Raw genomic sequence first — 23,331 nt, 5'->3', positions numbered from 1 at the left:
TGGGCTTCGTAAGGTCACTACATGACCGTTTTGGATGAGGCTGGATCCGCAAGCTCCGCAGGCGAGCCCACGGACGCGCGCGGGCGCGTGGCCGAACTGCACGCGATCCGTGCGGAGGCGCTGCGGGGGCCCAGCGAGAAGGCGACCGAGGCGCAGCACGCCAAGGGCAAGCTGACCGCACGGGAGCGCATCGAGCTGCTGCTGGACGCGGGCTCGTTCCAGGAGGTCGAGCAGCTTCGCCGACACCGGGCGACCGGGTTCGGCCTGGAGGCCAAGAAGCCGTACAGCGACGGTGTCATCACCGGCTGGGGCACGGTGGAGGGCCGTACGGTCTTCGTGTACGCGCACGACTTCCGGATCTTCGGCGGCGCGCTGGGCGAGGCCCACGCCACGAAGATCCATAAGATCATGGACATGGCGATCGCGGCCGGTGCGCCGCTGGTCTCGTTGAACGACGGTGCGGGCGCCCGTATCCAGGAGGGCGTCAGCGCCCTCGCCGGCTACGGCGGCATCTTCCAGCGCAACACCAAGGCGTCCGGTGTCATCCCGCAGATCAGCGTGATGCTCGGCCCGTGCGCGGGCGGCGCGGCCTACAGCCCCGCCCTCACGGACTTCGTGTTCATGGTCCGCGACACCTCGCAGATGTTCATCACGGGCCCGGACGTGGTCAAGGCCGTCACCGGCGAGGAGATCACGCAGAACGGTCTGGGCGGCGCCGATGTGCACGCCGAGACGTCGGGCGTCTGCCACTTCGCGTACGACGACGAGGAGACCTGCATCGCCGAGGTGCGCTACCTCCTGTCGATGCTGCCGCAGAACAACCGCGAGAACCCGCCGCATGTGGCCTCCGAGGACCCGGCGGACCGCCGCTCCGACGTCCTGCTGGACCTGGTCCCCGCGGACGGCAACCGTCCCTACGACATGGCGAAGGTCATCGAGGAGCTCGTCGACGACGGCGACTACCTGGAGGTCCACGAGCGCTGGGCCCGCAACATCATCTGCGCGCTGGCCCGCCTCGACGGCCAGGTCGTCGGCATCGTCGCCAACCAGCCGCAGACCCTCGCGGGCGTCCTGGACATCGAGGCTTCCGAAAAAGCTGCGCGCTTTGTCCAGATGTGTGACGCTTTTAACATTCCGATCGTCACCCTCCTGGACGTCCCCGGATTCCTCCCGGGCGTCGACCAGGAGCACGGCGGGATCATTCGGCACGGCGCGAAGCTCCTCTACGCCTACTGCAACGCGACCGTTCCGAGGATCTCGCTCATCCTGCGCAAGGCGTACGGAGGTGCCTACATCGTCATGGACAGCCAGTCCATCGGTGCCGACCTCACTTACGCCTGGCCGACCAACGAGATCGCCGTGATGGGTGCGGAAGGTGCCGCCAACGTCATCTTCCGCCGCCAGATCGCCGAGGCAGCCGATCCCGAGGCGATGCGGGTGCGCATGGTCAAGGAGTACAAGGCCGAGCTGATGCACCCGTACTACGCGGCGGAGCGGGGCCTGGTCGACGACGTCATCGACCCGGCGGAAACCCGCGAGGTCCTGATCAAGTCGCTCGCGATGCTGCACACCAAGCATGCGGACCTGCCCTCGCGCAAGCACGGCAACCCCCCGCAGTAACCCTGCGGATCCTCCGCGGCAGCCCCGCGGAAACCTCTCTCACGGAGACTGACACCTATGAGCACCCCTGACATCCGCGTCGAGAAGGGCCACGCCGAGCCCGAGGAAGTCGCCGCCATCACGGCCATCCTCCTGGCCCGCGCGGCCGCCGCTTCCACTGATGCTCCGGCCCACCGCGGCCGCCTCAAGGCCGGCTGGCGCCGCCTGGAGCGCGAGCCCGGCTTCCACGCTCCGCACAGCTGGCACTGACTCTTCCAGCGCACACGGCCCCGTCCTCCTTCGGGAGGGCGGGGCCGTGGTGTTGCTCGGTGCGGTGGTGAAAGGCGCGCATGAGAACGGTGCAGTGGTGGAGGCGCGCATGAGAACGGCCCCCTTGCCTCCTGAGGGAGGGGTGAGGGCCGTTCTCGGAGAGTGCTGCGGTGCCCGCGCTAGCGAAGGCGCGCCATGAGCGCGTGCTCGACCAGCGTGATCAGCGTCGACTTGGCGTCCGCGCGGTGGCGGGCGTCCGTCGTGATGATCGGGGTGTCGGGGCCGATCTGGAGGGCCTCGCGGACCTCGTCGGGGTTGTACGGCTGGCTGCCGTCGAAGCCGTTGAGGGCGATGACGAAGGGCAGGCCGCTGTTCTCGAAGTAGTCGACCGCGGGGAAGCAGTCGGCGAGACGGCGGGTGTCCACCAGGACGACGGCACCGATGGCGCCGCGGACCAGGTCGTCCCACATGAACCAGAAGCGGTCCTGACCGGGGGTGCCGAACAGGTACAGGATCAGGTCCTGGTCCAGGGTGATGCGGCCGAAGTCCATGGCGACGGTGGTCGTCGTCTTGTCTCCGGTGTGCGTGAGGTCGTCGATGCCCGCGGAAGCGGACGTCATGACGGCCTCGGTGCGCAGCGGGTTGATCTCCGAGACGGCGCCGACGAACGTGGTCTTGCCCACGCCGAAGCCGCCCGCCACCACGATCTTCGCGGACGTGGTGGAGCGGGAAGGCCCTCCGCTAGAGCTTGCGAAGTCCACTGAGCACCCTTTCGAGCAAAGTCACGTCTGGCTGGCCGCCGGCGTTCTCGTCGCCGCCGGGCTGATGGATGGCGACCAGGCCCGCCTCCGCCAAGTCGGCGACGAGGATCCTGGCCACGCCGAGAGGGATCGTGAGGAGCGCCGAGACTTCGGCGACCGACTTGATCTCCCGGCAGAGGTGGCAGATTCGCTGATGCTCGGGCAGCTGGCCCTGCATCTGGTGCGGCTGCGCGGTGGTGTGCACCAGCGCCTCGATGGCGAGCTGGTAGCGGGGCCTGGTGCGGCCGCCCGTCATGGCGTACGGGCGCACCAGAGGGTTGTTCGACGACCCCGCGGGCGACGGCTCGGGTGAGCGTCGCTGCGGCTGCACAGGCTGGATGCGCGGTGCCGGAGGCTGGTCGTACGGCGAGGAACCGGGACCCTGGGGGCCCTGGGGCGTGTACGGCTGACGCCGGTGGCTGGGCGCGGAGGGGAAGTTGTACCGGTTCGGGTTCTGCGAACCGTCACCCTGGCCGCCCTGCCCCTGGCCGGGGCCGTACGACCAGTTGCCCGAAGACGAACCGCCTGGGGGTGTTGCCACTGTCTCTCCTCCTCCGACTGCGCCGGGCACCCATCACTGTGGGACCGCGTCCCGAAACCTTACGGCCCCGGGACGCCAATACGCACCGTCTGTCTGCTAGTTGAGAAGGCTCCCCTGGAGCTCTGCTCGAAGATCCGGGGTCAGGACCGTACCCGCACGGTCCACCAGAAGCGCCATCTCGTACCCAATGAGACCGATGTCCGCCTCCGGGTGTGCAAGGACGGCGAGCGAGGAACCATCGGAAACGGACATGATGAAGAGGAATCCCCGCTCCATCTCCACAACTGTCTGGTTCACATGGCCGCCCTCGAAGATGCGGGAGGCGCCCGCGGTCAACGAGGTCAGACCGGACGCGACGGCCGCCAGCTGGTCGGCGCGGTCACGGGGAAAGCCTTCGGACATCGCCAGAAGGAGTCCGTCGGCGGAGACCACCACCGTGTGGGACACCCCTGGGGTGTTGTCCACGAAGTTGGTGATCAACCAGTTCAGGTTCTGTGCCGCCTGGCTCATCGGGCTCACACTAACGCTCCTGGTTGTAGGTGCTGTCAGGACCGAAGCCCTGGCCGTTCGTGTCACTGCTTGCATTGCGTCCCCGCTGTACGCCGCGGCGCAGGTTGCTCAGCCTGCCCCGGACGTCCTCGGGAGCGCGGGAGACCTGGGGGCCGCCCTGGGGGGTCGATTCCGCGGTTCCCTCGACCAGGTTGGCCTTGGGCACCCGCCGCGGCAGACCGGACGAGGTGACCCCGCCCGCCTTGGGCTTCCGGAGCTGTGCGGCCTGCTGCCACCGGTCGTCGTTGGACGAGCGCCAGTTACCGTTGCTCTCCGCGGCCGAAGCCGTGGCCGCCGGCGCCGCCTGCTCCCGCTGGTCCACGGGTCGCCGGCCGTTGCCGTTGCCGCCTCCGGTGGATCCGCGGCGGGGCAGTCCGGCGTCGGTCAGCGCGTGGGTGGCGGAGGGGGCCGGTCCCGGACGGGTGAAGCCTACGCGGTCCTGCTCACTCACGTCAGCGGCCTGTGATGATTCCGCTTCCGGAGCGTACTCGGACCGGTACGAACCCTGGTGCGTGTCCTGCTGCGGCCAGTCGTCCTGGTAGGACGACTCTTCGAAGGCGGAGAACGTCTCCGAGGCGGCACCTCGGGCTCCCGAGTGCTCCTCCTGGACCGGCTCCGCATAACCGGGTTCCGGGTAGCCGCCATTGGACGGGAAGTACGTCTCGTCGTACGACGCCTGCCGCGGTTCCTCGTACGCCGTCTGCTGGTCGTACGTGGTCTGCTGCTCCTCGTACACGCCCTGCCCGTTGTCGTACGCGGGGCCGCCGTCGTACGACGGCCGCCCGTTGTCGTACCCGGGCTGCTGGGCGTCGAAGTCGTTCCGGTAGCCCTGCGGGCCTTCGATGGCCTCCTGGCCCTGTGCCTGTGCCTCCAGGGCCGCGCGGCGCTCGTCACGCATCAGCGAGCGGCCCACGGGGTCCAGATCGCGGATGTCGTCGGGCACTTCGGTGTAGCGGCTGTCGTCGAAGCCGAGTTCCGCGGCGGTGCGCAGCGGCGGCTGCTGCTGACCCCCGAAGTCCTCGCCCTGGAACGCCCGCTGCTCCGGGATGATCTGCGAAACGGTGAACTCGTCGCGCATCGGCTGCTGTTCGCCACCACCACCGTGGGTGATCGCGTCGGGAAGCATGACCAGCGAGGTGGTACCGGCCTGCTCGCCCGAGGGGCGCAGCTGGACGCGGATGCCGTGCCGGTCGGACAGCCGGCCGACCACGAAGAGGCCCATGCGCTGCGAGATCGCGACGTCCACGGTCGGCGGGTTGGCCAGCTTGTGGTTGATGTCCGCGAAGTCCTCGGCGGTGAGGCCGATCCCCTTGTCGTGGATCTCGACCATGATGCGGCCGTCCGGGAGACGGGTCGCGGTGACGCGGACCTTGGTCTGCGGGGAGGAGAACGTGGTGGCGTTCTCCAGGAGCTCGGCGAGCAGGTGCACGAGGTCGGTCACGGCGCGGCCGTGGATCTCGGCCTCCGGGACGCCGGAGAGCTCGATGCGCTCGTACTGCTCCACCTCGGAGGAGGCGGCGCGCAGCACGTCGACCAGCGGGACCGGCTGGTCCCAGCGGCGGCCGGGCTCCTCGCCGGCGAGGACGAGGAGGTTCTCGCCGTTGCGGCGCATACGGGTCGCGAGGTGGTCCAGGCGGAAGAGGTTCTCCAGCTGGTCCGGGTCGGCCTCGTTGTTCTCCAGGTCGGTGATGAGAGTCAGCTGGCCCTCGATCAGCGACTGGTTGCGGCGCGACAGGTTGGTGAAGATCGCGTTGATGTTGCCTCGCAGCAGGGCCTGCTCGGCGGCCAGTCGGACGGCCTCGCGGTGGACCTGGTCGAAGGCGCGGGCGACTTCGCCGATCTCGTCCGTGCTGGTGATCGGGATGGGCTGCACGCGGGTGTCGACGCGGCCCGGGTCCGTGCGGGAGAGCTGGTCGACCAGCATCGGCAGACGCTGCTCGGCGACCCCGAAGGCCGCGTTGCGCAGCTGGCGCATCGAGCGGCTCATCTGGCGCGCCACCATGCCGGCCAGGATGAACGCGGCGAGCAGGGCGACCACGACGACGGCACCGGTGATGAAGGCGTCGGTCTTGGCGCTGTCGGAGATGTCCGCGGCCTCGGCCACGGCCTTGTCGGCGAGGTCCGACTCGATCTGGCGGTAGGCGTTGTACTTGGCGGTGTTGACCGCCCACCAGTTCGGCGCGGTGAGGCCCGTCGAGGCGAGCTCGTCGAGGTCCGTCTGCTGGGGGGACTTGAGCTGCGCCAGGTCCGAGATCATCGTCTTGGGCGGCGGCACGTAGCTGGGGTTCGCGGCGCGGGCCTTCGTGGCCTGGGCCGTGAGCTCCGTCTTGATCTGGGCCTTGGCCGCGTTGAGCTTGTCCGCGTCGGCCTGGGTGCCACCACCGATGTACTCCTCGACGGCGATGCCTTCGAGGTAGGCGTACGAGGAGAGGGCGACGCGCTGGCTGGCGAGGCTGCCGGCGCCGGGGCCCGGCTTGATCAGCATGTGCATGCCGATGGACCGCTCCAGCGACAGCGCGGCCTTGGACAGCGAGATCGCGTAGACGGTACGGCCGTAGCTGGTGATGTTTCCGGTGCCCAGGCCGAGCTCGTTGGCGAACTCCATCAGCGGGTGCTGGATCTGGAGGTAGCCCTCTTCGGTCTTCACACCGGTGAGCTGGGAGGAGTACGCGACCTTCCGCAGGGAGCTCAGACCGGGCTCGACCTTGCGGAAGACGCTGAGGCGCCGTTCCAGGCCCGCCGTCTTCGGCATGTTCTGGGCGGCCTCGTCGAAGGCGTCGGCGGCCGCGTCCGTGTCCGCGCGGGCCTTGACGACGGCCGGATCCTTCTGACCCTGGCCCCCCTTGTTCCTCAGCAGGGGCTCCGCGGTGACGTCACGCTCGACGAACAGCTTGTCGCCGTAGGTCAGCGCCGCCTGCACCAGACGTGCCGTCTTCTCCGCGTCCTGGGCTTCCTGCCAGGTGTCGATCGAGCTCTTCACCTGGAAGCCGCCCATGACAAGGCCGACCGCCACGGGTATGAGCAGGATCGCGTTCAGCCTGGTCGGCACGCGCCAGTTGCGCGGGGAGAAGCGACCGCCGCTCGGCGCGGGCGCCGCCGTGGGCTCCGGGCCGGGCACTTGTGCGGGCGCCGCTCCGCGCGGCGGCGGGGTGAAGTTGCCCCGTGCCGACGGCTCGGGACCGTTCTTGCTTCGCCTCACTCGACCAACAACCTCTCGGCGTCGGCACCTACGTTGTGCCGCGGTGTCTCCAGCGCCCTTGACTACTGGGCAGTTCAGCGCATTCCAGCACGTCAGGCGGCGCCCTTCCAAACACTCGGAACCAGGGGTTCCGAGTGATGTAAGCCCCAGATAAAACGGTCATAAAGAGCGAGCCCCGCCAAAAGGCGGGGCTTTTGTGAGCACAGCGGCACCGGGTGACCGCGATGCGTGTCTGTGCCAGTGAAATTCTCTGTCGAAACGTTATGAACACTGTGGCCGACCGTGTCAAATGACACAGCCGGCTCCAATGCGTCTACGACAACTGCCTTATGGAACTGTCGACTTGGCTACTACCGCAGCCGTGCCATGAGCGCGTGCTCGACCAGCGTGATCAGCGCGCTCTTCGCATCCGCACGGTGTCGGGCGTCCGTCGTGATGATCGGGGCGTCCGGACCGATCTGCAGAGCCTCGCGGACCTCTTCGGGGTTGTACGGCTGGTGCCCGTCGAAGCCGTTGAGGGCGATGACGAAGGGCAGGCCGCTGTTCTCGAAGTAGTCGACCGCGGGGAAGCAGTCGGCGAGACGGCGGGTGTCCACCAGGACGACGGCACCGATGGCGCCGCGGACCAGGTCGTCCCACATGAACCAGAAGCGGTCCTGACCGGGGGTGCCGAACAGGTACAGGATCAGGTCCTGGTCCAGGGTGATCCTGCCGAAGTCCATGGCCACCGTGGTGGTGGTCTTGTCGCCGGTGTGCGTGAGGTCGTCGATGCCCGCGGAAGCGGACGTCATGACGGCCTCGGTGCGCAGCGGGTTGATCTCGGAGACGGCGCCCACGAACGTGGTCTTGCCGACGCCGAAGCCGCCCGCCACGACGATCTTCGCGGAGGTGGTCGTACGACCTCCGTCAGAGCTTGCGAAGTCCACTGAGCACCCTTTCGAGCAAAGTCACGTCCGGCGCGCCACCGTTGTTCTCATCGCCACCCGGCTGATGGATGGCGACGAGTCCGGCCTCCGCGAGGTCCGCGACGAGGATCCTGGCCACACCGAGCGGCATGGACAGGAGGGCCGACACCTCCGCCACCGACTTGACCTCTCGGCAGAGGTGGCAGATCCGCTGGTGCTCGGGGAGCAGCCCCATCAGCTGCGCAGGGTCGGCCGTGGTGCTGATCAGAGCCTCGATGGCGAGCTGGTAGCGCGGCCGGGTCCGGCCGCCGGTCATCGCGTAGGGACGTACCAGCGGCTGGTCGCCCTCATCCTCGTACGACTGCGCGTACGGATCATGAGAGGCGGTGGGCGGGGTCATGAATCCTCCGGGCGGGACAGCAAGTCGGTCAGTCGTGCCGTCTGTTGGGGCCGGTGGGGGGATTGTGGCGGCCGGACGGTGATTTCGTGCTGTGGGTAGAACCCAGGGCCGTCAGTGGAGCAGACTTCCCTGCAGTTCGGCGCGCAGGTCCGGCGTGAGCACTGCGCCCGCGCGGTCGACGAGCAGCGCCATCTCGTAGCCGACAAGGCCGATGTCGCACTCCGGGTGGGAGAGAACCGCCAGGGACGATCCGTCCGAGATGGACATCAGAAAGAGAAAGCCGCGTTCCATCTCCACGACCGTCTGGGCCACCGTGCCGCCCTCGAAGATCCGGGATGCCCCGGCCGTCAGCGAGGTGAGCCCGGAAGCGACGGCCGCGAGCTGGTCGGCGCGGTCACGGGGGAAGCCTTCGGACAGTGCCAGAAGGAGTCCGTCGGCGGACACGACGACGGTGTGGGACACCCCGGGGGTGTTGTCCACAAAGTTGGTGATCAACCAGTTGAGGTTCTGTGCCGCCTGGCTCATCGGGCTCAACTAACGCTCCTGCTGGTGAGTGGGGCTGGGGAAGCTGCCGGTCTGGCCGTTGGGAGCGGCCTGTCGACCTTGTTGAATGCCCCTACGGAGATTGGTCAGCCGGCCGCGTACGTCATCAGGCGCACGCGAGACCTGCGGACCGGTTTGGTGCTGTTGCTGCTGTGCCGTGCCCGCGACGAGGTTGGCTCGCGGGACGCGGCGCGGCAGGCCTGAGGTGGTGACCCCGCCCGCCGACGGCTGACGGACGCGTTCTGCCTGCCGGACGAGGTCGTCGTTCGGCGAGCTGCGCCAGGAGGCCTGGGCGGCGGGGGCCGGTGCGGCAGCCGGCCGCTGCGGAGCCGAGGGAGCCTGCGGCTGCTGCTGCGCGGCCTGTGGCGAACCCTGGGAACCATTGTGGTGAGCACCGTTGGCGGGGGCTCCGTTCGCCTGACCGTGGAACCAGTTGGTCTCCAGGGTGTCGTACAGCGGCGTACGTCCGTCACCGGGGCCCGACGCCGGCGGCAGCGCCTCGGGCTCCTGCGGACGGGCGGGCCGCTGCTGCGGCTGCGGACGCTGCGGGGCCGGCTGCCGGGGAGCGCCAAAGTCGGCGTTGTCCCGGCCGGTGCCCTGTTGCGGCCGCTCGAACTGGCCGGTGGACGACGGGTCCTGGCGGTTGCCGTACCCGGGCGTCGCGAACTGGCCGGTGGACGACGGGTCCTGGCCGTAGCCCGGCCGGGCGAACTGGCCCGTGGACGACGGATCCTGAGAGGCGCCGTAGCCCGGGGTGGCGAACTGGCCCGTGCTGGTGGACGGGTTGGAGGTGCCGAACACGTCGGGGCGGACGAACTGCCCGGTGTTCTGGCCGCTGTTCTGGCCGAAGTTCTGCGGCGCACCCGCACCGGGGCGCGGGGCGTCGAAGTCGGGTCGGGCGAACTCGGACGTCGAGCCGGGACCCTGGCGGTCATCGATCCGGGGGATCTCCGAGGTGGCACCCGGACCCTGACGGTCGTCGATCCGCGGCATGCGCGAGGTGGCCTCGGACTCCTCGTGGCCACGCGGAGTGTCGAGGGACGTGCGCGGCACCGGCGGCTGCGCGTTGTCGTCGCTCCAACTCGGCGTACGGGGCTGCGGGTTGGCACCGGGCAGCTCGGCGCGCGCGCCACCACGGCCCGGCAGCTGCGGCCGGCGACGGCTGCCCTTGCCGCCCGACGGCTGCTGCTGCGCGGGGGCGGCCGTGGGACCGCTGTCACCGAAGCCGCTCTGACGGTTACCGGATCCGCTCCGGCCCGCCCCCGGTCCGTCGCCCAAGCCCTGCGGCGTACCGGTCCCGGCGGCCTGGAGACCCTGCGGGCCACCCGGCGTGCTCTGCCCGAAGGCACCGGCACCGGCCGGAGCCGGCCGGCCCTGCTGCGGGTTCCCCGGACCCTGCGGTCCACGTGCTCCGCCCGGAGCACCCGGGCGATTGCCCTGGTTGCCGCCCGGCTGCGCGGGGCCGCCCTGGTTGCTTCCGGGCAGTGCCGCCCGCGGACCCTGGCCCGCGCCGACCTGTCCGCGCTGCGGCGGGGCGCCGAGGCGGCCACCGCCGGCTGCGGGAGCACCGGCACCGAGCGAGGGACCGCCCTGCGAACCGCCTCCGCGACGGGCCGCGGCGACACCGGCCGAGGCCTGCGCGGCGGCCGGACCACCGCTGCCCGGACCGCCCTGGCCCGGCTTGCCCGGAGCCTTTTTACCGCCCTGGGCGACGTCGACGGGCAGCATGACCAGCGCGGTCGTACCACCGGAGTCGGACGGACGCAGCTGGATGCGGATGCCGTGGCGCTGCGACAGACGACCGACCACGAAGAGGCCCATGCGGCGGGAGACGGAGACGTCCACGGTGGGCGGCGAGGCCAGCCGCTCGTTGATCGCCGCGAGGTCCTCGGGGGAGAGGCCGATACCGGTGTCGTGGATCTCGATCAGGACGCGGCCGTCGGGCAGCGCGTGACCGGTGACCTTGACCTTGGTCTGCGGCGAGGAGAAGGAGGTCGCGTTCTCGAGCAGCTCTGCGAGCAGGTGCACGAGGTCGTTGACCACACGCCCTGCGACCTCGGTGGTCGGAACCGCGGCGAGCTCGATGCGCTCGTACTGCTCCACCTCGGAGGCGGCGGCACGGAGCACGTCGACCAGCGGGACCGGACGGGTCCAGCGGCGGCCGGGCTCTTCACCGGCGAGGACGAGGAGGTTCTCGCCGTTACGGCGCATGCGGGTCGCGAGGTGGTCGAGCTTGAACAGCGAGGACAGCTGGTCCGGGTCGGCCTCGCGGGACTCCAGCTCGGAGATCAGCGAGAGCTGACGCTGGATAAGACCCTGGGAGCGGCGCGAGAGGTTGGTGAACATCGCGTTGACGTTGCCCCGGAGGAGGGCCTGCTCGGCGGCGAGTCGTACGGCCTCGCGGTGCACGTCGTCGAAGGCCGCGGCCACCTGGCCGATCTCGTCCCGGGAGTGCACACCGACCGACTCGACGGAGGTGTCGACGTCCTGCGGGTCCGACTCCGACAGCTGCTTGACCAGCTCGGGCAGCCGGTCCTGGGCGACCTTGGTCGCGGTGTCCTGCAGGCGGCGCAGCGAACGGATCATGGAGCGGGCCACCACGAAGGCGCCGACGAGCGAGACACCGAGCACGAGGAGGATCAGCGCACCCGAGATGATCGCTTCGCTCTCGGACTCGTTGCGCAGCTCACGCGCCTTCTGCTCCATCTGACCGAGCAGCGTGGTCTCGATGGTCGACATGTTCTGGATCTTGGAGGTGTCGTCGTCGACCCAGTCCTTGTACGAGCGCTTGGTCTGCGTCTTGAGACCGTCCGGGCTGCCCAGCACGCGCTTCGCGTACTGGTCGGCGGACTCGATGGTCGGGTTGCCGCCCTCGATCGGCTTGAGGAGGTAGGCGAAGCCGTCGCCGTAGATGTTCTTGAAGCCGCTGATCTCGGATTCCTGGCTCTCCTGTGCGGAGAGCGCGTACTGCCGGTCGTTCTCCGACAGCGAGCCGAAGGTGGCCTTCGTCTCCGGCAGCGCGGCGGCGAGGACGGCCCGCTGGACGGAGGCGTACTCCTTGGCGGAGGAGAAGGCGGACAGCGCGCGGGTGCGCTGGATCATCTCCGGGTTGCTGGTCGCCTCGGCCATGTCCTGCGAGAGCGCGAGCAGCTGGGTGACGAGGCGGTGGTAGGCCTCGACCGTCTGCGTCGAGTTCTTGGGGTCGGCGTAGGCCTCCTTGCGGATGCTGCTGAGCTTGTACAGCTCGCCCGCGATGCCGACCAGGCTGTCCCGGACGCCGGAGAGCTGCCCGTTCGCGGTGGCGTCGTCGATCTCCTGGGTGCCCTCGAGGAAGTGCCTCTTGGCGACGTCCGTCGCGTCGCGGACGCCCTTGACCGTGTAGTCGTTGGCCGTGGCGCCGTGCGCGAGGGGACCCGCGGACAGGTCGCGCTCCTTCTGGAGCGCGGCGGCGAGCTCGGTCGCCTGCTGGGTCATGTCCGTCAGCAGCTTCATGTTGTCCAGCTGCTGAATGCTGTCCATGTTGTCGTTGATGCGCAGCGCACCGAGCGAGGTCGCCGCGACCACGGGGAGCGCGAGCAGCGAGACCAGACGCGTCGAAATGCGCCAGTTGCGCAGCGCTATTCGCGTGCCGGGGCCCGTGGGGCCCGTCGGCTTCGTGGCCGGTGTGGCGGGAGCCTTGGGCTTGGCGCCGGCGCGAGCGGAGTGTTCACCGCCGCTGCCGACCTCTGCCGGTCCCGGGTTCTGGGCGTGCTGGGGCGAGGAACCGCGGTCGGTCCCGCCGTGCGGCTCCGGCTCCGCCGAAGCGCTGCCATCCCTCTTGAAACGTCCCTGCACTAGCGTCGCAACCTCTGGACCAGGCGCCCCTCCGCGAAAACGGCGGGACGGTGTCGGCGTCGTACAGGGGCGCAGATGCGCCCCCTGGTGGTCGTGAGTGACCGGCGCAGGCTCCCCCTTCCCGCCGCCACTCGGCGCTGCGTTGCGCCCCTGCGCGCCGGTTTCGATCCCGCGGCGGTCCGTGGAATTCCAGCACAGTGCCGGATCTCCAACAAGGCCCGAGTACCAGGCTGTGACCTCCGTGACAGCTTGTGAGTGCTGCGTTACGAGACGTAGAAAGTGATCTCGTACATAACGGGCGTATGCCTACGAGGTGTTGTGGTGTGCAGGGTGTCCCAGTCGCCATGATCAGGAGCGGAATGTCTGCTTCAGCAGAGCAATGTCCGTTTCATCGGGTCGAGTTGAGGGCCTGAATTGACCGGATTGCCTGCTAGTAAGTGAGGAAACTCACACAGCGATCATGGCGCCTTCACGGCTTCGCCAGGGAATTGCATGTTTAGCCTGGCGCTTTACAGGGATGGCGAATCCGACAACCCGCGCCGGGCACCGGGGCCTTTGAGCCCACCCGGCGCCCAGGACGACAAGGTCGAGTACAACAGTGAAGACGACGATGATGTTCCGCAACATAGCCAACCCGCGACGCACCACGCTGGCGCACCTCGAGGACGCCGACGAGCTGCAGACGCAGGAGCAGCCGGAGCACTCGGTCGACCTCCCCGCCCAGACCGCCAACCCTCGCCGGACCATCCTGATGGAAGCCCCGGTCATGGCCTCCGTCGCGGAGTAGTACGCACACACCGCGCCGCGCGCTCACCGTGCCGGTCGATATACGCGAAGCTCGCACCCCTCCCCGCGTTAGCCTGGAGCGTCAGACTTCAGCCAGCTCAGTGAGGGGCGCAAGGATCCCGTGCGCATCGCCAGGTTCTCCATCGACGGCAACGTCGCTTTCGGCGCGGTCGAGGGCGACAAGCCGGACGAGCTCGTCCTCGACATCATCAAGGGCATCCCGTTCGCGGACTTCGAGCTCTCCGGTACGAAGGTCCCGCTGAGCAAGGTCAGGCTGCTGCCGCCGGTGCTCCCGAACAAGGTCGTGGCCTTCGGCCGCAACTACGCGGAGCACGCGAAGGAGCTCGGCAACGAGGTGCCCGACGCCCCGTTCGCCTTCTTCAAGCCGTCGACCTCGGTGATCGGCCCCGGCGACGACATCCAGTACCCGTCCTTCTCGAACGAGCTGCACCACGAGGCCGAGCTCGCCGTGGTCATCGGCCGCATGTGCCGCGAGGTCCCGCGCGAGCGCGTCAAGGACGTGATCCTGGGCTACACCTGCGCGAACGACATCACCGCGCGCGACGTCCAGAAGCGCGAGAAGCAGTGGGCGCGGGCCAAGGGCTTCGACAGCTCCTGCCCGCTCGGCCCCTGGGTGGAGACGGACCTCGACCCGAGCGACCTCACCATCCAGCTCACGGTCAATGGCCAGCAGCGCCAGCTCGGCCGCACCAGCGAGATGATCCACTCCATCGAGGATCTGATCGTGAACATCACCGAGGCCATGACGCTGCTCCCCGGCGACGTGATCCTCACGGGCACCCCGGCCGGGGTCGGCCCCCTGAACGTCGGCGACGAGGTCGCCGTCACCATCGAAGGCATCGGCACTCTCACCAACAAGGTGATCAAGCGTGGCTAACGCGAACGTCCGCGTACGTTTCTGTCCCTCCCCGACCGGCAACCCCCACGTGGGCCTGGTCCGCACCGCCCTGTTCAACTGGGCGTTCGCCCGGCACAACGAAGGCACCCTGGTCTTCCGCATCGAGGACACCGACGCGGCCCGCGACTCCGAGGAGTCGTACAACCAGCTGCTCGACGCGATGCGCTGGCTGGGCTTCGACTGGGACGAGGGCCCCGAGGTCGGCGGCCCGCACGCGCCCTACCGCCAGTCGCAGCGCATGGACATCTACCAGGACGTCGCGCGAAAGCTCCTGGACGCCGGGCACGCGTACCACTGCTACTGCTCGACGGAGGAGCTCGACGCCCGCCGTGACGCCGCCCGTGCCGCCGGCAAGCCGTCCGGCTACGACGGTCACTGCCGCGACCTGAGCGCCGAGCAGAAGGCCGCCTACGAGGGCGAGGGCCGGGAGCCCATCGTCCGCTTCCGCATGCCCGACGAGACGATCACCTTCACGGACCTGGTCCGCGGCGAGATCACGTACCTCCCGGAGAACGTCCCGGACTACGGGATCGTGCGAGCCAACGGCGCGCCCCTCTACACGCTGGTCAACCCGGTCGACGACGCCCTGATGGAGATCACCCACGTCCTGCGCGGCGAGGACCTGCTCTCCTCCACCCCGCGTCAGATCGCCCTCTACAAGGCGCTGACCGAGCTGGGCATCGCCAAGGAGACCCCGGTCTTCGGCCACCTCCCGTACGTGATGGGCGAGGGCAACAAGAAGCTCTCCAAGCGCGACCCGCAGTCCTCGCTCAACCTCTACAGGGAGCGCGGTTTCCTCCCCGAGGGCCTGCTCAACTACCTGTCACTGCTCGGCTGGTCGCTCTCGGCGGACCGCGACATCTTCTCCATCGACGAGATGGTCGCCGCCTTCGACGTCGCGGACGTGAACCCGAACCCGGCCCGCTTCGACCTGAAGAAGGCCGAGGCGATCAACGCCGACCACATCCGCCTGCTCGACGTGAAGGACTTCACGGAGCGCTGCGCCCCCTGGCTGCGGGCCCCGTTCGCCCCGTGGGCGCCGGAGGACTTCGACGAGACCAAGTGGCAGGCGATCGCCCCGCACGCCCAGTCGCGTCTGAAGGTCCTCTCCGAGATCACCGAGAACGTGGACTTCCTGTTCCTGGCCGAGCCCGTCCACGACGAGGCGTCCTGGTCGAAGGCGATGAAGGAGGGCTCGGCCGAGCTGCTGAGCACGGCCCGCGCCAAGCTGCTCCAGGCCGACTGGGCCGGCCCGGAGTCGCTGAAGGACGCCGTCCTCGCGGCCGGCGAGGAGCACGGCCTCAAGCTCGGCAAGGCCCAGGCCCCTGTCCGCGTCGCGGTCACGGGCCGCACGGTCGGTCTGCCGCTGTTCGAGTCCCTGCAGGTCCTGGGCCAGGAGAAGACGATCGCGCGCATCGACGCGGCGCTGGCGAAGCTGCCGGTGTAGTCGCAGCGCAAGCACTGCGCGTACCCGCATGGCGTACGCACGGGGGCGGCGTCCGGTTCGGACGCCGCCCCCTTCGTATGCACCGAGCCGTCACCCTGAGTTCACCCGTCCAGTGAACTCCCGCTCCCGCAGCAGAAGTTGTATGTCCTCCGCGCACATGATGCGTGTGTTCATCATGTTTCAGGGGAGGGGAACGTGACCCGTTCACGAAGACTTGCCGCAGTGGCCCTCGGCGGGGCCGTGGCGCTGACGTGCGCCGTGCCGACCACGCCCGCACAGGCCGCGCCCGGCGCGGACACTCCGGTCGCCACCGCGCAGCTGAGCATGACGGTGCCGACCGAGGTCGGCTACCGGTGGGCGGGAGCTTCCGGATTCCGGTACTGGCTGCCGGAGAGCGGTTCGGCCGGGACCCACGAGGTCGACTACCCGGGTGTCACCCCGCCGTCGCACGCGGGCCCGGACGACCTAGCCACCGGCACCGACGTCATCAGCACCAGGTCGGGCACGACCGTCGCACAGCAGCACCGCTCCACCGGCGCGAGCGCCACCGTCACGATCCCGGCGGGCCAGACGTACCGGGCCGCTTCGGGCTGGAGCGTGCTGACCCAGGACACCGCGGGCGCCCTGCACGTCCTGCGCGCGGCCGCCGAAGGCACCACCTCGGACCTCCCGGTGACCGGACTCCCCTCGGGCGCCCAGCCCAACGGCATCTACGTCACCGGCGGATCCGTCCGGCGCCTGGCCGTCGGCTACACCCTGGACGGTGCCACCTCCGTGGGCCTGGTCGACCTCGCGGACGGCACCTTCCGCACCTACCTGACGAACGTCGGCAGCGAGCCGCGCGTCGTCTTCAACGACCGTTGGCTCGTCAACGGCAACAAGTCGATACGGGTGGACTCCGCCCCCGGCACCGAGCCCACCACTATCACCGCGACATACCTCGGCGAGGCCCAGGCCGTCATCGGCGACCAACTGCTCACCGGCAACGCCTCGTTCCTGCCCGGCGGCGCCACCCCCGAGCTCACGGCGGTCTCGCTCACCACCAACACGACGCGCACGGCCCTCGCCAACGCCAAGGGCGCCTTCATGGCCACCCCGGACGGTGGCGCCCTCGTCACGGCCGGACCGTCGAGCGTCGACTGGCACGTCTACCGGGTCACCCCCACCGAGGACGGCGCGACCACCGCACAGAAGGTGCTCGACGTACCCGCCTGGCAGGCCGGGGTGGACGGCCTCGCGCTCGCCGGGGGCGAGCTGCTGATGTACGGCAACACCACGCACGCCGGCGGCATCCACGGCTTCTACGGCATCCCGCTCGACACCACGGGCAGGCCCACCGGCCTGCAGACCCGCCGCAGCCCCACACTGCAGCCCACGACCTGCCTCACCGGCGACGCCGCGTGCCCCCAGCTCGAGGCGCTGGGTGACGGCAGGATCGCGTACCTGTGGACCGACGCAAACGGCCAGGAGTCCGTGAACGTCGTCGGGCTCGACACGAGCACCATCGCCACCGAGCCCACCGGGGACTCGGCCGGCCGCCTGGGCACCGGCTCCGGGCGCTACGTCCTGTACAACGGCGGCACCCCCGGCAGCCAGAAGGTCGCCGACTTCCCGCGTGGCGCAGCCGGCGGGACCGCGCTCGACCGTACCCGGACCGCCGCCGCGATCTGGGGCCAGCGCCTGTGGATTCCCGGCGGCACCCAGGGCAGCGTGGTCGCGTACGACCTGAAGGCCAAGAAGAACGTCGCCACCGTCGACACCGGTGCCCCCTGCACGCCCACCGAGATCCAGGCCGTCAACACCTGGCTGTACTGGTCCTGCGGCTCGGCCGGCCCCGCCGGCGTCTACGACCGCGGGGCCGGCCGCGCCATCACGGTCCCGGCCGGGCAGGGCCGCCTCGCCGATGGCTATCTGATCCGCGAGAACCGCACCACGCACGAGCTGCTGCTCACCGACTTCCACACCGGTACGGCGACCACCCGGACCATCGCCGTGCTGCCCACCGCGGACCAGAACAACGGCGGCAACACCGGGCGCTGGGCCGTCGACCGCTTCGGCGGCAATGTCGCCCACCTGACGCGGCAGGGCCAAGTGGCGATCGTCACCGCGGGTGTCCCCACCTCGCCGCTCGCGCAGACGGAGGCGCAGACCGACCCCCAACCAGGCGGCTCCAGCGCCTCCAACCCGTGGCGGCCCGTGTGGCAGCTGAACAAGCCGTCGGCCTGGACGCTGACCCTGAGCAACACGGCGGGCGGCGTCGTGCGCACCCTGACCGGCGCTTCCACCGCCGCCGCGGTCCGCGCCTCCTGGAACGCCCAGAACGACTCCGGGACCTATGTGCCGCGCGGCACGTACACCTGGAAGCTCACCGCCGCGCCGCGCGACGGCCAAGGGCCCGACCTGACCCTGACCGGAACGACAACCGTGAACTGAACGACACGCCCGCCACGCCCGAGATACGGTCGGTTCATGAGCATCAGGGCCGTGGTCTGGGACATCGACGACACGATCTTCGACTACACGGCCGCGGACCGGGCCGGGATGCGCGGGCACTTGGCGGCCGAGGGCCTGCTCGACGGGTACGAGTCCGTCGAACAGGCCCTCGCGATCTGGCGGCGGATCACCGATGTCCAGTGGGCGAGGTTCTCGGCGGGGGAGACGGACTGGCAGGGCCAGCGCCGGCAGCGCGTCAGGGTGTTCCTGGACGAGCCGCTGAACGACGCGGAGGCCGACGCGTGGTTCGACCGGTACGTCGCGCACTACGAAGCCGCCTGGACCCTCTTTCCGGACGTACTGCCCGCCCTGGACGCCCTCGCGGCCAGCCACCGACACGCCGTGCTGTCCAATTCCAGCCTCCTGGTCCAGGAGGGCAAGCTCAGCGTCCTCGGCGTACGCGACCGCTTCGAGGCCGTCCTGTGCGCGGCCGAGCTCGGCGTCTCCAAGCCCGCGGCGGAGGCCTTCCACGCCGCTTGCGACGCCCTCGGCCTGCTCCCGCACCAGGTCGCGTACGTCGGCGATCACCCGGAGATCGACGGGCGCGGCGCCGCCGACGCGGGTCTGCTCTCCTTCTGGATAGACCGTGGCGGCGCTCACACCGCCGACGAGCCCGGACCGGTCGGCCCGCGCCGGATCGCGTCGCTGGCCGAACTCCCCGCGATCCTCGGCGCGGATAGTCGTTTTGGAGCGCCGTCCACCTTCGGGTAATGTTCTTCCTGCGCCGCCGGAGAGCGGGCCGAAAGGCCGGGAACCGGAGGCGCAAGCTAAAACAAGATCCCCACGGGGGATTGCGTTTCAGTGGCCTATGGTGTAATTGGCAGCACGACTGATTCTGGTTCAGTTAGTCTAGGTTCGAGTCCTGGTAGGCCAGCTCGCAGAGCTCATCTGCAACCGCGGAGATCAACTCCGCAACGCCCCCGTTGTGTAGCGGCCTAGCACGCTGCCCTCTCAAGGCAGTAGCGCCGGTTCGAATCCGGTCGGGGGTACAGATCCTTCCCAGGGAGACAGTCCGGGTCGCACCCGCTGACTCTCATGCAGGATCGCTAGGGCCCCCGTTGTGTAGCGGCCTAGCACGCCGCCCTCTCAAGGCGGTAGCGCCGGTTCGAATCCGGTCGGGGGTACGCGGTTGGTCTAAACCATATTGGTCTATGGTGTAATTGGCAGCACGACTGATTCTGGTTCAGTTAGTCTAGGTTCGAGTCCTGGTAGACCAGCTCGGGTCTGCGGAAACGCAAGATCCACGCCCCCGTTGTGTAGCGGCCTAGCACGCCGCCCTCTCAAGGCGGTAGCGCCGGTTCGAATCCGGTCGGGGGTACAACAAGAAGGCCCTCCACTTCGGTGGAGGGCCTTCGTCGTGCCCGGCGCCGGCTACTCGAAGCCGTACCGCCGCGTCGACTCCTCCTCCTGGGCCAGCCGGTGCAGCGCCTGCAGTACCGGCTCGTTGAGGATCGCCCCCAGGACCGCGAACTCGATCTGCTCCGCCTGCGACGGATGCGTCTCCATGTTGTCCAGGTCGAGGACCGCCGTCCGGTGCATCAACTCGGCGTACGGCGCCAGCCGTTCGGCACCCCAGTCGTAGCCGAGCCGGCGGAACGCGGCCACGGTCACCACCAGCGAGCGGTACGCGGGGGAGACGGCCGTGAGCCGCTTGGCGTTCTCCCAGCCGAGCCGGTCCAGGAGCGTGGTGGCCTCCTGGTGTGCGGCCTGGACGTATTCGTCCTCCTCGTCCGGCTCCGGTACCTGCGGCAGCGCCCACACCGCCGTGCCCAGGCGGATCGCGCGGCCCAGGGAGTCGTCGTCCACATGCCCGAGCACTTCGCGGACCGTCGCCACCGGCACCCGGCCGACCTGGATCATCGCGCGCACCAGCCGCAGCCGGCGCAGATGCTCCTCGTCGTACTCGGCCGTGGTCGAGTTGACCTGGCGGCCGGGCGTCAACAGCCCTTCGCGCAGGTAGTACTTGATCGTCGCGACGGACACACCGCTGCGCTCGCTCAACTCGGCCAGCCGCATCTCTCGCGCCTCTCTTCGGGGGCTTGCGCCGCTCCTTGGGAAGTGTCACTATCCAATCATTGTTCAGAAGGATAGTGCTGGTATCCGATCGGAGATCCGGGAGATCGCCATGTTCGCGAAACCGATACCGGGCCACACCACCGCCGCAGTCGAGGGTGACGCGGTCGTGCTGCTGATCGGCATGCGCATCAACCACTTCTGGGCCGTGCACCACTGGCTGCCGGTGCTCCTCGCGATGCCGCGCATGCTGCGCGAACTGGAGAAGGACAAGAGCCGCGGACTGCTCGGCCACGTGCTGCTGACGGCGTCCCCGCGGACGTACTACGTCGTCCAGTACTGGGAGTCCAAGGAGAAGCTCTACGCGTACGCGAGCTCGCCCGACATGCTCCACCACAAGGCGTGGGCGAACATCAACCGCCAGGAGCGGGCCGGAAAGATGCGCGCACACGTCGGGCGGTGGCACGAGAGCTATGCCGTGCCGGAGGGCGCGTACGAGTCGATCTACGCCCACATGCCGGCCTTCGGGCTCGCCGCGGCGCACGGTCAGGTGCCGCTGGAGAAGCGGGGCCGGCGGGCCAAGGACCGGTTCGCATACCGGTCGGCGGAGGGTGCCGAAAAAGCCGGGTGACTGGGGGGATCGGGGGAGCGAAGGGGCCTGCCGCGGCGTTGAGGCAGGCCCCTTCGTCGACGGGAACAGTCAGCCGGTGCGGCGCAGGGCCTCGGAGAGACGGGCGGCGGCGTCGATGACCGCCTGGGCGTGCATACGGCCGGGGTGGCGCGTCAGACGCTCGATCGGTCCGGAGACCGAGACGGCCGCCACGACGCGGTTCGAGGGACCGCGGACCGGTGCGGAGACGGACGCGACGCCCGGCTCGCGCTCACCGATGGACTGGGCCCAGCCCCGGCGTCGTACGCCGGAGAGCGCGGTGGCGGTGAAGCGGGCTCCCTGGAGGCCGCGGTGCAGGCGCTCCGGCTCCTCCCAGGCCATCAGGATCTGCGCCGAGGAGCCGGCCTTCATGGTGAGCGTGGAGCCGACCGGGACGGTGTCCCGAAGGCCCGACAGGCGCTCGGCCGCCGCGACGCAGATGCGCATGTCGCCCTGGCGGCGGTAGAGCTGTGCGCTCTCGCCCGTGATGTCACGCAGGTGCGTCAGCACCGGGCCCGCCGTCGCGAGGAGGCGGTCCTCGCCGGCGGCCGCGGCCAGCTCGGCGAGGCGGGGGCCGAGAATGAAACGGCCCTGCATGTCACGCGCCACCATGCGGTGGTGTTCAAGTGCCACGGCGAGGCGATGTGCCGTGGGTCGTGCCAGTCCGGTCGCCGCGACCAGGCCCGCGAGGGTGGCCGGACCGGACTCCAGAGCGCTCAGGACAAGGGCTGCCTTGTCCAGAACGCCGACGCCGCTACTGTTGTCCATGCAACGATACTCGCGTCTCACTCTGTGAAACGCAAGTTCAATTTTCCGTGGAACGCGCCACCCTTGTAGACACAGCGGCCCGCGGACCAACGGGCCCGGCGGACGACGTCCGGTACGAGGGGTACGAACGTTTGCCGCCCCGGAAATCTCTAGTTGGGCCGGCGCCACACAGGCCGGCCGGAGGGAAAGCGATGGGTAGGACACTCGCGGAGAAGGTCTGGGACGACCACGTCGTCCGGCGCGCCGAGGGCGAGCCTGACCTCCTCTTCATCGATCTGCACCTGCTGCACGAGGTGACCAGCCCGCAGGCCTTCGACGGTCTCCGTCAGGCGGGGCGTCCCGTGCGCCGTCTCGACCTCACCATCGCCACCGAGGATCACAACACCCCGACCCTCGACATCGACAAGCCCATCGCGGACCCGGTCTCCCGGGCCCAGCTGGAGACGCTGCGCAAGAACTGCGCCGAGTTCGGTGTACGGCTGCACTCGCTGGGCGACGTCGAGCAGGGCGTCGTCCACGTGGTGGGGCCGCAGCTGGGCCTGACCCAGCCGGGCACCACCGTGGTCTGCGGTGACTCCCACACCTCCACGCACGGCGCCTTCGGCGCGCTGGCCTTCGGCATCGGCACCTCGCAGGTCGAGCACGTGCTGGCCACCCAGACGCTGCCGCTGGCCCGCCCCAAGACCATGGCCATCACGGTCGACGGCGAACTGCCCGAGGGCGTCACGGCCAAGGACCTGATCCTGGCGATCATCGCGAAGATCGGCACGGGCGGCGGCCAGGGCTACATCCTGGAGTACCGCGGTTCCGCCATCGAGAAGCTCTCGATGGAGGCCCGGATGACCATCTGCAACATGTCGATCGAGGCCGGCGCCCGCGCGGGCATGATCGCCCCCGACGAGACCACCTTCGCGTACCTCAAGGGCCGTGCGCACGCCCCCGAGGGCGAGGACTGGGACGCCGCCGTCGCGTACTGGAAGACGCTGAAGTCGGACGACGACGCGGAATTCGACGAGGAGGTCGTCATCGACGCCGCCTCCCTGTCGCCGTTCGTCACCTGGGGCACCAACCCGGGCCAGGGCGCGCCGCTTTCGGCGTCCGTCCCCGACCCGGCTTCGTACGAAGACGCTTCGGAGCGCCTGGCCGCCGAAAAGGCCCTGGAATACATGGGGTTGACCGCCGGACAGCCGCTGCGCGACATCAAGGTCGACACCGTCTTCGTAGGTTCGTGCACCAACGGCCGTATCGAGGACCTGCGTGCGGCCGCCGCGCTCGTCGAGGGCCGCAAAGTCGCCGACGGCGTACGGATGCTGGTGGTCCCCGGCTCCGCGCGGGTCGGTCTGCAGGCCGTCTCCGAGGGTCTGGACGTCGTCTTCAAGGAAGCCGGCGCCGAATGGCGGCACGCGGGCTGCTCGATGTGTCTGGGCATGAACCCCGACCAGCTGGCCCCCGGTGAGCGCTCCGCGTCCACCTCCAACCGCAACTTCGAGGGCAGGCAGGGCAAGGGCGGCCGTACGCACCTGGTCTCGCCGCAGGTCGCCGCCGCGACCGCCGTGCTGGGCCATCTGGCCTCGCCCGCCGACCTGTCCGACGCCCCTGTGCCCGCTGGAGTCTGA

At 69.6% G+C, this 23,331-nt stretch carries 19 protein-coding genes and 5 tRNA genes; 14 read left to right on the top strand and 10 right to left on the bottom strand.

Annotated elements, in window-relative coordinates:
* The first annotated feature begins 21 nt into the window (after positions 1-21).
* On the top strand, positions 22-1,620 hold the full coding sequence (locus ACIBK0_RS19330; protein ID WP_399081171.1) for an acyl-CoA carboxylase subunit beta: 1,599 nt from the start codon (positions 22-24) through the stop codon (positions 1,618-1,620).
* A 57-nt stretch (positions 1,621-1,677) separates the two neighbouring features.
* A complete protein-coding gene (locus ACIBK0_RS19325) occupies positions 1,678-1,869 on the top strand; it encodes an acyl-CoA carboxylase subunit epsilon (RefSeq protein WP_399081169.1) in 192 nt (63 codons plus the stop codon).
* 179 nt (positions 1,870-2,048) lie between these two features.
* Here the strand turns inward: ACIBK0_RS19325 and ACIBK0_RS19320 are convergent, their stop codons facing one another.
* The 8 genes from ACIBK0_RS19320 to ACIBK0_RS19285 form a co-directional block, all read right to left on the bottom strand.
* Positions 2,049-2,630 carry an ATP/GTP-binding protein gene (locus tag ACIBK0_RS19320; protein ID WP_161225504.1) on the bottom strand — a complete coding sequence of 194 codons (582 nt, stop codon included), beginning with the start codon at positions 2,628-2,630 and terminating at the stop codon, positions 2,049-2,051.
* The gene (locus tag ACIBK0_RS19315; protein WP_399081167.1) at positions 2,611-3,210 is read right to left on the bottom strand and encodes a DUF742 domain-containing protein; all 600 of its coding nucleotides are present in this window, start codon (positions 3,208-3,210) and stop codon (positions 2,611-2,613) included. The genes ACIBK0_RS19320 and ACIBK0_RS19315 overlap by 20 nt, the downstream gene beginning before the upstream one ends.
* Positions 3,211-3,306: 96 nt before the next feature.
* On the bottom strand, positions 3,307-3,720 hold the full coding sequence (locus tag ACIBK0_RS19310) for a roadblock/LC7 domain-containing protein (protein WP_054219305.1): 414 nt from the start codon (positions 3,718-3,720) through the stop codon (positions 3,307-3,309).
* A 10-nt stretch (positions 3,721-3,730) separates the two neighbouring features.
* On the bottom strand, positions 3,731-6,958 hold the full coding sequence (locus ACIBK0_RS19305) for a nitrate- and nitrite sensing domain-containing protein (protein WP_399081164.1): 3,228 nt from the start codon (positions 6,956-6,958) through the stop codon (positions 3,731-3,733).
* A gap of 350 nt (positions 6,959-7,308) precedes the next feature.
* Complete coding sequence (locus ACIBK0_RS19300) at positions 7,309-7,884, bottom strand: ATP/GTP-binding protein (RefSeq protein ID WP_054235412.1); 576 nt, start codon at positions 7,882-7,884, stop codon at positions 7,309-7,311.
* On the bottom strand, positions 7,865-8,263 hold the full coding sequence (locus ACIBK0_RS19295; RefSeq protein WP_028802396.1) for a DUF742 domain-containing protein: 399 nt from the start codon (positions 8,261-8,263) through the stop codon (positions 7,865-7,867). The genes ACIBK0_RS19300 and ACIBK0_RS19295 overlap by 20 nt, the downstream gene beginning before the upstream one ends.
* Positions 8,264-8,374: 111 nt before the next feature.
* Positions 8,375-8,788, bottom strand: a complete 414-nt coding sequence (locus tag ACIBK0_RS19290) for a roadblock/LC7 domain-containing protein (RefSeq protein ID WP_037764993.1) — start codon at positions 8,786-8,788, stop codon at positions 8,375-8,377.
* A 9-nt stretch (positions 8,789-8,797) separates the two neighbouring features.
* Positions 8,798-12,640 carry a nitrate- and nitrite sensing domain-containing protein gene (locus tag ACIBK0_RS19285; protein ID WP_399081161.1) on the bottom strand — a complete coding sequence of 1,281 codons (3,843 nt, stop codon included), beginning with the start codon at positions 12,638-12,640 and terminating at the stop codon, positions 8,798-8,800.
* Positions 12,641-13,238: 598 nt separating this feature from the next.
* Here ACIBK0_RS19285 and ACIBK0_RS19280 point away from each other — a divergent pair.
* The 10 genes from ACIBK0_RS19280 (at position 13,239) to ACIBK0_RS19235 (ending at position 19,603) form a co-directional block, all read left to right on the top strand.
* Positions 13,239-13,427, top strand: coding sequence for a hypothetical protein (locus tag ACIBK0_RS19280; protein WP_399081159.1), 189 nt, complete (start codon positions 13,239-13,241; stop codon positions 13,425-13,427).
* A 120-nt stretch (positions 13,428-13,547) separates the two neighbouring features.
* A complete protein-coding gene (locus ACIBK0_RS19275) occupies positions 13,548-14,324 on the top strand; it encodes a fumarylacetoacetate hydrolase family protein (RefSeq protein WP_399081157.1) in 777 nt (258 codons plus the stop codon).
* Positions 14,317-15,792, top strand: a complete 1,476-nt coding sequence (gltX, locus tag ACIBK0_RS19270) for a glutamate--tRNA ligase (protein WP_399081155.1) — start codon at positions 14,317-14,319, stop codon at positions 15,790-15,792. The genes ACIBK0_RS19275 and gltX overlap by 8 nt, the downstream gene beginning before the upstream one ends.
* A 195-nt stretch (positions 15,793-15,987) precedes the next feature.
* Complete coding sequence (locus ACIBK0_RS19265; RefSeq protein WP_399081153.1) at positions 15,988-18,225, top strand: FlgD immunoglobulin-like domain containing protein; 2,238 nt, start codon at positions 15,988-15,990, stop codon at positions 18,223-18,225.
* Between the two features lie 36 nt (positions 18,226-18,261).
* A complete protein-coding gene (locus tag ACIBK0_RS19260) occupies positions 18,262-18,996 on the top strand; it encodes an HAD family hydrolase (RefSeq protein WP_399081151.1) in 735 nt (244 codons plus the stop codon).
* A 91-nt stretch (positions 18,997-19,087) separates the two neighbouring features.
* Positions 19,088-19,159: transfer RNA gene (locus tag ACIBK0_RS19255), tRNA-Gln, on the top strand.
* Between the two features lie 42 nt (positions 19,160-19,201).
* Positions 19,202-19,274, top strand: a tRNA-Glu gene (locus ACIBK0_RS19250).
* A gap of 62 nt (positions 19,275-19,336) precedes the next feature.
* A tRNA-Glu gene (locus ACIBK0_RS19245) sits at positions 19,337-19,409 on the top strand.
* Positions 19,410-19,430: 21 nt separating this feature from the next.
* A tRNA-Gln gene (locus ACIBK0_RS19240) sits at positions 19,431-19,502 on the top strand.
* 28 nt (positions 19,503-19,530) lie between these two features.
* Positions 19,531-19,603: transfer RNA gene (locus ACIBK0_RS19235), tRNA-Glu, on the top strand.
* A gap of 53 nt (positions 19,604-19,656) precedes the next feature.
* Here the strand turns inward: ACIBK0_RS19235 and ACIBK0_RS19230 are convergent.
* Positions 19,657-20,301, bottom strand: a complete 645-nt coding sequence (locus tag ACIBK0_RS19230) for a MerR family transcriptional regulator (RefSeq protein ID WP_399081149.1) — start codon at positions 20,299-20,301, stop codon at positions 19,657-19,659.
* A 109-nt stretch (positions 20,302-20,410) separates the two neighbouring features.
* Here ACIBK0_RS19230 and ACIBK0_RS19225 point away from each other — a divergent pair, with 109 nt between their 5' ends.
* Positions 20,411-20,929, top strand: a complete 519-nt coding sequence (locus ACIBK0_RS19225; protein ID WP_399081147.1) for a DUF4188 domain-containing protein — start codon at positions 20,411-20,413, stop codon at positions 20,927-20,929.
* A gap of 69 nt (positions 20,930-20,998) precedes the next feature.
* On the opposite strand, the gene ndgR is transcribed toward ACIBK0_RS19225, so the two are convergent.
* Positions 20,999-21,715 carry an IclR family transcriptional regulator NdgR gene (ndgR, locus tag ACIBK0_RS19220; RefSeq protein ID WP_007384919.1) on the bottom strand — a complete coding sequence of 239 codons (717 nt, stop codon included), beginning with the start codon at positions 21,713-21,715 and terminating at the stop codon, positions 20,999-21,001.
* 191 nt (positions 21,716-21,906) lie between these two features.
* Between ndgR and leuC the strand changes: the two genes are divergently transcribed.
* Positions 21,907-23,331, top strand: coding sequence for a 3-isopropylmalate dehydratase large subunit (leuC, locus tag ACIBK0_RS19215; RefSeq protein WP_399081144.1), 1,425 nt, complete (start codon positions 21,907-21,909; stop codon positions 23,329-23,331).

Origin of the sequence: Streptomyces sp. NPDC050564, from assembly GCF_044457265.1 — a bacterium.
GTDB lineage: Bacteria > Actinomycetota > Actinomycetes > Streptomycetales > Streptomycetaceae > Streptomyces.
The sequence above is the reverse complement of the archived record's forward strand: the minus strand, read 5'-3'. Positions and strand labels throughout refer to the sequence as shown.